Below are 11,026 nucleotides of genomic sequence, written 5' to 3' on the forward strand. Positions count from 1 at the left end.
TTTAAATTAATAACATGATCAATATAAGTACCTAATCTAAAGAAATCTTGAAGTTATTGTCTGCCTGCAAAAAAAATTACGACACTTGCTTTTTTAGTATCAGGTTTAACAAGCCTGGCAACACGATGAGCAACAAAGGCAAGGCAATAATTAATCCTCCAATTACAGCAATTGCCAGTGGTTGATGCATTTGAGCTCCTGTACCAATCCCCAGAGCCAATGGACTAAGGGCAACTACCGCTGCCGATGCAGTCATTAATTTAGGACGAAGCCGAGTTGAAATAGCATACGATAAAGCTTCAGAGACAGAAGTGTTTTTTAATTCGGAATAAAACTGCTGTATGGTAAAAATGGAATTTTCACCTATAATGCCAATAATCATTATCAACCCGGTATAACTACCAACATTTAGAGGAGTTCCGGTAAAATACAAGGCAATTAAACTGCCTGATATACCAAGAACACTTATAAAAAGAACGACAAGGGAAATTGCCAGTTTTTTAAACATGAACAGCACCACGGTAAAAACCATTAATCCACCTGCAATCAATATTTTCAGAAGCTCCGAAAAAGATTGTTGCTGCTCTGCATAAGCTCCGCCATATGTAATCTGATACGAAGCCGGTAAATTAATTTTCGCCAATTTGATTTTGATATCTTTCATCGTGCTTCCCAAATCCCGATTATTTAATCGCGCTGTTACAACCCCAATTGTTTGAAGGTTCTCCCGTTCTATTTCCGACACACCGCTTTGTATCTCAAAATCAGCAAATGTTTTAATTGGCAGATAATTACCCGAAGGAATACAAATATTCAATTTCTCAATTTTTTCAATTGCCGTTTTATTATTCATAGGAAAAATCATTCGAATATCTGTAAGCTGCTCCTTTTCCTGAATTGCTCCAATGACTGTCCCGGCCAAAAAAATCTCTAGCTGCGCCTGCAAATCGGAAGCACTAAGTTTAAATTGATTTAATTTATCCTCTTTCGGGAAAATTCGAAGTATGGGACCTGCAATTACGATCCCATCAAATACATCAGCTGTTCCTTTAATCGTTTCCAGACTATCTGCGATTTGTTTCGATAAGAGTTTTAATTTATCATGATTATCACCAAAAATCTTTATCTCAATGGGTTGAACACTACTCATTAAATCCCCAAGCATGTCGGATATTACTTGTCCAAAATCAATGTTTAAAGCAGGCACTTTTAACTCCACCTCAGAACGAATATCGTCTGCAACCTCTTCGGTTGTTTTTTTTCTGTTGCTCTTTAATTCAATTAAATAATCACCCCGGTTGGGCTCCGTAATGAAAAATCCCATTTGTGTTCCTGTTCGTCGGGAATATGTTTTTACATCGGGAATTAACTCTATAATTTTATCCACCTCGCTTAGCATTCGGTCTGTTTCTTCCAGAGATGTTCCTGCCGGCGAATCATAATCCAAAACAATCGACCCCTCATCCATTTCGGGTAAAAACCCGGTAGAAAGTTTTGGCATGATCCATACAATACTCAAAATAAGCAGTAATGAAAACAGAATACTGATATATGGTTTCGCAAGAAAGAAACGAATCCACTGATGCGTGGAATGCTTACTCTCTGAACTTTTACCCAGTCCCCTATTTTTCGACAACAGTAAATAAATTACAGGCAAGCCAAGCCATGTAACAACAAATGAACAAAGCAATGTTATCATCATGGTTTCAGTCAAAATCTTGAAATAAGCTCCGGCTACTCCGGTCATTAATTCGAAAGGAATGAGAATAACAATTGTGCTGAGCGAGGAACTTACCATTGAAGGGAATAAAAAACCAATGGCTTTACCGACCAACTCATTCGGTTTCCGATCAGGAAATTCCTCATGCGTACGGTGTATTTGTTCCACCACGATAATAGCATCATCAATAATTAAACCTATAGAAGCGGCAATGGCTCCAATGGTCATGATATTGAAATCGAAATCAATAGCTGACAGGATAATAAAAGTAAGTGCAAGCGTGAGAGGGATGGTTATCAGGATAACGGTACTTGATTTTACGGAACGTAAAAATACAATTACAACAACGATGGACAGCAATAGCCCAATCCACAGAACATCGATTATACTGTGGATACTCTTATTTACAAAATCACCCTGATTGTAATAAGATGTCAAGATCACGTCATCGGGTAATATTTCTTTCAGTTCATTAACTTTAACCACAACCTGCTCCGACACATCCATTAAATTACTGCTCGGCTGTTTTAAGACTGCAATTAGTGGAACATCTTTACCATTGGCTTTTATCTTAACATATTCGTTACGCTCAGAAATTTCAACTTTTGCAACATCTGAGACTTTAATACTGCGTACAGCATCGTTAAACAACACTAAATTTTCGAGTTGTTCTTTATTTTTTATGCTTGCATCGGTAATCGTTAAATACAAGCGCTTGTAATCAACAGTATAACCATTTGATGCTATAAAATTAGTTTGCTGCAATGCGTTACTAATTTGCTGAGGACTGATTCGTAATAAATTGAGCTGTTGTTCATCCAGAACAATGCGATATTCTTTTACTTTCCCGCCAATTACATCTACCGCCGCTACTCCTTTAATTCGGGACAGATAGGGTTTCACAATATATTCAGCTATCCTTTTCAGCTCCACCTGGCTTTTTGAGCTGGATTGAATCGAATACCCAATTACCGGCAATATGGATGGATTCATCTTCTCGATGGTAATTTGAGCTCCATTGGGCAGGTCATTTTTAATTTGAGCAATTTGAGATTCTACCTGTTGTTTGTCCAAATCAATATCCGAATCCCAATTCATAAAAGCAGAAATTTCGCAACTGCCCATACTGGTAGTGCTTCGAATCAAATTCAGACTCTCTACTTTTTTAATCGCATTTTCGATTGGTTTGGTTATTGCAACCATCATTTTATCAACCGGCTGTTCGCCATTGTCAACAATTATTTTTATTTTCGGAAACGTCACATTCGGAAACAAAGAGGTTTTCATACTTTGATAGGAAAATCCTCCTCCTATTAATATGAGTAATAAAATAACTGCAATGGGGCTTTTGAACCTGACAAATATTTTCTCCATACTACTTGGTTATCCGCACAATTGAACTATCCGGCAAAGCATATGCTCCTTCGCAAATAATTACATCGTCAACATTTATATTTTCTGATAAAATCTCTGCAACACTATCGTTTTCTATCCCCTTTGTAATTGGCACTTTAACAGCCAAGCTGTCCTTCATGATTTTCATCAGCCAATAAGAGGTTTGCTTTTCATTGGCCAAAATGGCATTTTTTGAAACCAACAAAGTGTTGTTTTTTTTATCGATGATAAACTTTACCCTAACATTTAGATTTTCGGGCAACTGAACTTTCCCGATTGGTTTTAATAGAACCACCTGAGTCTGACTAATTTCATTTACAGTAGGAATAATTTTAAAAAGTCCGGCATAAAAAGACTTATCATCGCCGATCATCACTTTATAGCTTGCCACCGACTTTAATATGTCATTGTACTGATAGGGTACATTTAACTGAATTATTGCCTGACTGTTTTCAGCAATAACAGCCAACAAATCACCTTCAGGAACAAAAGTTCCTGTTTCATTTGTATTTAATTCACTGATGACACCATCCAAAGGAGCTGAAATTTCGACTTTGCCAAGTGCAGTATTTAAAGCTTTGCTTTCCTTGGTTTGTATTTCAAATAAAAGATCATTTTTTTTAACAAGATCCCCATATTCTGCTTCAACACGGGTTATATATCCTGAAAAAGGGGCTGTTATTTTGTTTTTTTTCAGATAAACGACCCTTCCATTTAAGCAAATGTAATTTTCAATATCTCCTTTTGATATTGCCGTCGTTTTAACAGATATGATTGGATTTTGCGTTTTAGTAGTACTACTTTTCTGCTTGCATGAAAAAAGAAATATATTTGAAACAATCAGTAAATAAATTAAAATTGGTTTTCTCATTTTTCTGTGATTTGCAGTTTGAAGGTCTATGAAATTTAGCATCAATCAGATTATTAATAATTCCAATAATTATACGTATTAATTAAGGCCTGTCTTTCCATGGTGAACGTGACCATTTCATTCCTTTTTACAGCAACATCCCGAAGCAAATTTTTCAGATCCATGATCGACATTTCCCCAATTGAAAGTTCGTTATTGTAGGTATCAACCAGAATATCATATTTTTCCAATTGCTGCGATATCACATTCACTCTTTGTTCCAGAGATTCGATTTGAGCCATAATCTTACATTTCCGGATATCGGCATGACTGATTACATTATTCTTCTCGAATTCAATGGTATTCAGATTTACTTCAGTTTTTCGCTCTTGTAATCTGCTCTGATGCCCGTCGAATATTGTCCAGCTAAGACTCAATCCTGCACTAAAACCAAGACGGTCGAATGATGGTTGATAGACAGCATTTAAGCCTGCATTGGCATAAAAATAGAATTGAGGCTTGTATCTCAAATTGTAAATTTGCTGTTCCGAAAGAATATTTAAACTATCCAACCTATAAGATTTTAAAAATTTTTGCTCTCCCTTCATATTGGATTCCAAAACAAGACTTACATCCTGAATATCAACATTTGAAGTATCCTGAATACCGCACAATAGATTTAAATCATAAAGGTCATTTTTATATTCTGACTGAAACATTTTTCTATCCGCCTCGAAATTGCTCTGTTCAATTTGCAGCAACATCAAATTGGATTGCTTATAAACTGCGGTTTCAACCAAATGCTGCATAACGCTCACCTGCTCTCCAATTTGATTTTCGAGAGCCAAACTATTCTGAACCTGTTGTTTTGCCTTTAAGCAAAGCAGGTATTGCGAACCAATAAGAAACTCCAACTCATGAATGGTTAAATCAATATTGTTTTCATTAATTCTTTTATTGATATCCGTGTTTTTGGAATAAGACTGAATTTTAAAGCGGGAATTTATTGGCTGCTTAATTGAAATGCCGGCTTGATATTGCCCTCCGTCTGTTGAGGAAAGATCGTATCCATTATAGTTTTCCGATCCATTCGATATCAATTGCAGATGGGAAGAATTATTATCATGAGAGATAATAGGAGCAAGCAATACATTGCTTTCAATACTAATTTCGGGTTGCCTAAGAACGGCTCGAACCTGTTTTAAATCCAAATCTAGAAGCAGACTTTCATTCCTGCTTTTGTGAATTAAAGGACTGTTCCTTTTTGCCTGATCAAGGTAATAGTTTAAATTTCGGGTTTGCGCATTGAGAAGTAACGGCGACATCAAAATTAGTGTCAATAAAATTCTTGTTTTACGCATACTAACTATTTTTACAGATTTTAAAACAATGCATTCCGTTTTTCATGTACTGAATTTGCAAATTACCCGTCTCGCAGATATTTTTAACTATTGCCAGTCCTAAACCATAAGATTTTGAGCTGCCCTTGGTAAACCGACGAAAAATAGTTTCATCCGTTAAAGAATGTTCCGGGCCTGTATTGCAAATTTTAAACTCATTTTCGCAAATTACAATCTGAATCGTTCCCCCCTTGTTGTTGTGATTAATGGCATTGGAAAACAAATTATTGAACAATCGTTCGGCCAAAGTTTCATTTAACTGACAGCAAAAATCATGGCTGAATTTAATATCGACCTTCAGCTCTTTGGATTCAAAAAGTGGTTTAAACTCCTCGGCTTTCTTCTTACTCATTCGATGAAATGAGATTTCTTGATCGACAGCAAACTGCCTGTTTTCAATCTTGGCAAGAAGAATAAGACTGTTGTTTAAAGAAGAAAGCCTTTTTAAAGAATTAATTGTAGCATAAACTTTATTAAATGTTGTTTCATCGAGTTCCTGCTGTAAAATTTCATCCAGATTTAATAGTGCAATCGAGATGGGAGTTTGAATTTCGTGCGAAGCATTTTCGGCAAATTCCTTTAATAAATGGTAATCTGATTCAAGTTTCGAAGTCAGTTTTTCAATGACCTTATACAATCTGTCAAATTCTTCAGTATCCGATCTTCGAAGTTGAAAATTCTCTCTTTTCGTGAAATTATAATTCTCAATCCGAACTAAATTGCATTCAAAATCAGCCCAAATTGTACGGCTTATTTTTTTTGAAATCAGAAATAAAATTCCAAATGAAACGAAAAGAATAACCAGTAAGGTAAAGGCCAGAATAACAACCAAATCTTCTGTTTCGAATATAGACTGACGCAATTTAATGGAATAATTTACCCCATTAATTTGTGCAGATGTTGAATATTCCAGAAAGGGTTCCAATTCATCTTCCAACTCATTACGTATTTCAATCTCTTTAAATTCGGGTGTTTTATTGGATAAATAATTCACCTTTTTTAATTCGATAATGGGATACAGATTGGGAATTTCGTTAGATTCTGAAATTTGCTTTTTTATCAGAAGCTCTTTATTTACCAAAGACTCTTTTGTCTCGGTCACAATAATATATCTCAACACAAAATACCCGGCACAAGAACCAATCACCAAGACAACAGTTAATAGAATAAGATATCTCCGGTTAATTTTGTCCAAAAACTTCATGAGTCTGTAAATTTATATCCCATACCGTAAATTGTTTTTATGTAATCGTTGCCACCTGCACTCCTTATTTTTTTTCTGATGTTGTTCATGTGAGTATAAATAAAATCGAAACTTACGGCTAAATCGATATTATCTTCCCACAAATGATCAGCCAGCACTTCTTTGGTAAGAACTCTGTTTTTATTGATTAGAAAGAACAAAAACAAATCATATTCTTTTTTTGTAAGTGTGATCTCTTTTTGCGCGGCAAAAACTGTTTTACTATCGGTATTGATGCTGATTTCGTTAAATACTAAAATATTATTGCCGTTAAGCTGGCGTCTTCTTATGACGGCTCTGATTCTTGAATTTAATTCTGATAACTCAAATGGTTTGGTCATGTAATCATCAGCGCCCAAGTCGAGACCGGTTATTTTGTCGACAGTTGAATTTCTTGCAGAAATAATAATCACACCTCCTGCTAATTGATATTTCTTAATTGTGGAAAGGAGATCCAATCCATTGCCGTCAGGCAAGCCAACATCCAATAAAATTACATCGTATTGATAGCTGAACAATTTCGCTTCTGCTTTTCGAAAATTATCGGCCAATTCGCATATATAATTCTCTTTACTAAGATAATTACCAATCACCTCCAGTAATTCCAGTTCATCTTCTATAATCAGAATCTTCATAAATCAATTTTGTGATAAAAAAATAAACTGCAATGTTTCTTTAGCAACTAAATCGCACTGTTTAACGTCTTAAAATGTAATTGAGCAACTAAGACCCAATTGCTTTGTATTGTAAAACGGCATCACCAAAGCAGTTTGTTTTCTGTTCTTTTTTCTGGTCAGTATTTTTTCATAAATCAGATAAGATATTTTTGTACTCAATATCCCGATTCCGGCTCCTGCAGCAACGTCAGTCACCCAATGCTTGTTATTCACAACCCGAAATATCCCAACTGAAGCAGCTATAGAATATCCCGCAATGCCATACCAAATCGAGACATCCTTATATTCCTGCCAAAGGAGTTCAGCATTCACAAAAGCCATGGCCGTGTGTCCCGACGGAAAAGATGTAAATCCGGAATGATCGGGCCTTTCCACATTGGCAGCATGTTTAAGAGAGTTGACAACAGCTCCCATAATAAACAAAGAAGTTCCTTGTATTAACAACTGATTTGAAAAACTGTGCCTCCCCTTTACTCCCAATAAGTTATTCGCATAAACCACACCTGCCGGAGCATACTGCAAAAAATCATCCATCGAAAAACGTCGGTCAATGTTCTCCTGAACTTCCTCCCGAACCTCTTGATTAAAAATCTCTATTCCATCACTTTTAATACCAATAATTCCAAGAGTGATCAACGAAAGAGGAACAATTGTTTTTTTAACAGTCAAGCCATACTCATATTTACCATTGTCCTTTTTATTCAAAGAATCTTTTACCGAAGAGTTGGCTAGAATCTGAAGAGGAAGAAAAAAAACAAGAAAGAAATAGAATCGCATAATTCTTTTAAATTTAGGTTAATGAATCCTTACTACTACAAGTAACTCTTTTAAGAATCCGGATTCTAATTGCTCAATTTAAGAACGAAATATAATTCGAAAATCTAAAGGAAATTTGAAGTTTGTCTTATTTTTACATGAAGCGTGTGTGTACAAGCCTCATAGAATTAATTGTTTATCTGAAGTAAGACAAAATGGAAGAAAAAAACAACAGGAATCATTTCGGGCAAAGCAAATTCGCTTGTGAAATCAAAAAAAAAAAAAAAACGACATTGATTTCAGCATGGAAAATCATTAAAATCTAGAGAAGATTAAAGTTCTGACCAGTAAAAAGAGAGTAGTAACAATTTGCATATAGCTTTTTAAATAAAGAACTGAACCTAACCGTTCGGTTTTTTTGTAGGTTAGTATTTTTATGTTACTAAAACAAGATAGCCATGAATGAAGAACAAATAGAATACAAGACGAAAAATAGGATTCGTTCTATAATACAGAGTATTTATCTCTGGAAAGGATCGAAGAAAACATCTGGTTTACTAACTATTATTATTGCAGCACTATCCCTTTGGATAGCTTATAAAGCATTGCAGGTTTCGAATGAATCCTACAGGTATTCTGTTGAAGCAAATAGACCACAAATAGCTATAGCAGACAGAGGAGGAAATAAAGCAATTACAAATGAACATTATTGTGTTCAGACAAGCAAGCCATTTCTTTATAAAATACCAATACTACAAATTCATACAAAAAACACAGGCTTAAGATCTCTAACTAATTTTACGATAACTACAACAGGTATCTATCCGAAAAGCAAGACTATTTTTAAAGGTGACCCTTTGGGATCACCTAATCCATTCTCTGCAGGTGCAGTATGGTATAACAATTTACATCCTCCAGTTCCAATACTAGATTCAACTAATTTCTTTTTGTTTGTTAAATTTAATTGGGAGGATCCATTATTAAATGAAACAGATAGTCTTAAGCTCTATTATCATTGTGTATTTAATGAGAAGAACAATTCCTTTGATATAAATGGCATCGATAACATTCAAGTCGAAAATATAACGAAAGACATAGAGAGTCGGAAGTATGAGGAATTTGAAACTACAACAGAAATGATACAAATCATACAGAATACTTATATCACACCATAATAGTAACTCATTTTGTAACCGGAGGAATATATTTATTAATTTACTGTCACCAATTCTGATTTATTTTATTCTATATCATGATATAATTTAAATTCCAGCAAAATAAGAAATTTTTAAAAGTGTAATTGGTCAACACTGCTAGTTTAGGAATGATATCGCAATGAAAAACTTGCAAAACCAAACCCGCACCCTCTCTCGCAACCATTGGTTTACTGACATTTAAAAATTAAGTTCTTGTGTCTAGGTTAGGAATCGAAAGTTTGAATCTCCCACACCAACAATACAGAACAAAAGGTTTCCCGAAAAGGAAACCTTTTTGCTTTTTATGGCAGTTTCCATTTGCGTTCGGGGAAGTGAACTTTTCCGGGAGTGGGGATCAAAAAAAAATCCTCCTGAGAAGGAGGATCATCTGTAATAAAAATTGGTCAAAAATTTTGAGGATCAATAAATGCTGACAAAAAGATCGTATTTTTATCAGCAGGCCGAGGCCCTTAATTCCAGACTAAACTTTCGCGGGTTTGCTTGAGAATTTCAGGAGCCTCAGCTTTTTTTACTTTGCCTCTGTTGCTGCAGTTTCGGCAGCTGCTTTTTCATTTTTGGTTTTTCGGGTACGGGCTGCAATACTATATTTTTGAGTGCAGTCGTTTATAAAATTAGCCATCTCGACATATTTCCCGTTTGGTGCTATGCGATTCAGCACCTCTATGGCATCGAATAATTCTACGCAAGCCAGGCGCAGCTCTTTATACACCTCATTGGTGTCGTAATCAGCCGCACTTGCTTTGGCCTTTGTTTTGTCTTCTTTCAACTCATTATAAGCCGTGTTGTCCTCCATCATATCGCGATACCACGAATCTGAATTCAAATGAAGAATCAGCTCCTGATTTTCAGGCAACTCGAGTTCTTTGTGCAGACTCGCCATTTTGGCTGACTGCACCTTTTGTCCGTCGGCATGCAAAGACCAACCGTGTGCTCGAATAATCCGACAGATTGTTTCCGCTGCACTTGCTATGACCTCATCTTTTCGGTGAGTTGATGCTTCCATTAAATTACGGAAAGCAAGAAAAGACTCATCTCTGCGGGAATCTTGTTCGAGCAGCATATCGGTATAAGCATTCGATCGGCTCCTATTCGATACCTTTAATGCTTCCTGATACTTCGCACTTAACTTTTCTACTGCAGGGCCCAGCTGCAAACCTTCCATATCGATGGATTGCAGAAAGCTAATAATCTCGTTGCAGTAACCCAATATTTCGTTAATCCGCAACCAACTAAAAATCATTTTAATAAACATATCTCAATCTTTTTAATAAATACAAAAACCAATTTTTTATTAACAGAATATTAAAGTTAAAATAATATAAATACATTCGATTAAAATTATGTTGTTTTTTTTCATTCTCTGCACAAGCAAAGCTGCAATGCCCTGCACAACAAATGAAAACACATCCCTCCCCTTGTAATCCCTCTAAAAAAAGGACTAGTAAATCTTTTATTATGAACAAAACTATTCCTCAACTGCAAAACAATAATAGCGCATTAGGAACTACCACTAACACAGGTACTTTGTAAAATAATATTTGATTTATAAAAGACTGCCGGCACATCCTCTTTTTCGTTTGGAGAGCATTTGGCGCAAGCCAGACAATCAAAAAAAAGTTTGGAGATATGCTGGCACAAGCCAGACTATCAAAAAAAAGTTTGGTGATCTGCTGGCGCAAGCCAGACTATCAAAAAAAAGTTTGGTGATCTGCTGGCGCAAGCCAGACTATAAAAAAAAAGTTTGGAGATATGCTGGCACAAGCCAGAC

General features: G+C 35.6%; 9 protein-coding genes. 2 read left to right on the top strand and 7 right to left on the bottom strand.

Annotation, left to right across the window (positions count from 1 at the left end):
- Window positions 1-76: 76 nt before the first annotated feature.
- From QUH73_RS09655 to QUH73_RS09680, 6 genes are all read right to left on the bottom strand, one after another.
- Complete coding sequence (locus QUH73_RS09655) at window positions 77-3,094, bottom strand: efflux RND transporter permease subunit (RefSeq protein WP_289530228.1); 3,018 nt, start codon at window positions 3,092-3,094, stop codon at window positions 77-79.
- Between the two features lies 1 nt (window position 3,095).
- Window positions 3,096-3,986, bottom strand: a complete 891-nt coding sequence (locus QUH73_RS09660; RefSeq protein ID WP_289530229.1) for an efflux RND transporter periplasmic adaptor subunit — start codon at window positions 3,984-3,986, stop codon at window positions 3,096-3,098.
- Between the two features lie 53 nt (window positions 3,987-4,039).
- Window positions 4,040-5,326: a TolC family protein gene (locus QUH73_RS09665; RefSeq protein ID WP_289530230.1), complete on the bottom strand. Its 1,287-nt coding sequence runs from the start codon at window positions 5,324-5,326 to the stop codon at window positions 4,040-4,042.
- A 1-nt stretch (window position 5,327) separates the two neighbouring features.
- A complete protein-coding gene (porY, locus tag QUH73_RS09670; protein WP_289530231.1) occupies window positions 5,328-6,569 on the bottom strand; it encodes a sensor histidine kinase in 1,242 nt (413 codons plus the stop codon).
- Window positions 6,566-7,243 carry a response regulator transcription factor gene (locus QUH73_RS09675; RefSeq protein ID WP_289530232.1) on the bottom strand — a complete coding sequence of 226 codons (678 nt, stop codon included), beginning with the start codon at window positions 7,241-7,243 and terminating at the stop codon, window positions 6,566-6,568. The genes porY and QUH73_RS09675 overlap by 4 nt, the downstream gene beginning before the upstream one ends.
- A 69-nt stretch (window positions 7,244-7,312) precedes the next feature.
- Entirely contained in the window at window positions 7,313-8,062 is a 750-nt protein-coding gene (locus tag QUH73_RS09680; protein ID WP_289530233.1) for a phosphatase PAP2 family protein, read from the bottom strand.
- A 437-nt stretch (window positions 8,063-8,499) separates the two neighbouring features.
- Between QUH73_RS09680 and QUH73_RS09685 the strand changes: the two genes are divergently transcribed.
- Complete coding sequence (locus tag QUH73_RS09685) at window positions 8,500-9,216, top strand: hypothetical protein (RefSeq protein WP_289530234.1); 717 nt, start codon at window positions 8,500-8,502, stop codon at window positions 9,214-9,216.
- Between the two features lie 550 nt (window positions 9,217-9,766).
- On the opposite strand, the gene QUH73_RS09690 is transcribed toward QUH73_RS09685, so the two are convergent.
- Complete coding sequence (locus QUH73_RS09690) at window positions 9,767-10,510, bottom strand: DUF6261 family protein (RefSeq protein ID WP_289530235.1); 744 nt, start codon at window positions 10,508-10,510, stop codon at window positions 9,767-9,769.
- A gap of 286 nt (window positions 10,511-10,796) precedes the next feature.
- Between QUH73_RS09690 and QUH73_RS09695 the strand changes: the two genes are divergently transcribed.
- The coding region (locus QUH73_RS09695) for a hypothetical protein (RefSeq protein WP_289530236.1) at window positions 10,797-11,026 on the top strand (230 nt) is incomplete at its 3' end.

The organism is Labilibaculum sp. K2S (assembly GCF_030372765.1).
Lineage (GTDB): Bacteria > Bacteroidota > Bacteroidia > Bacteroidales > Marinifilaceae > Labilibaculum.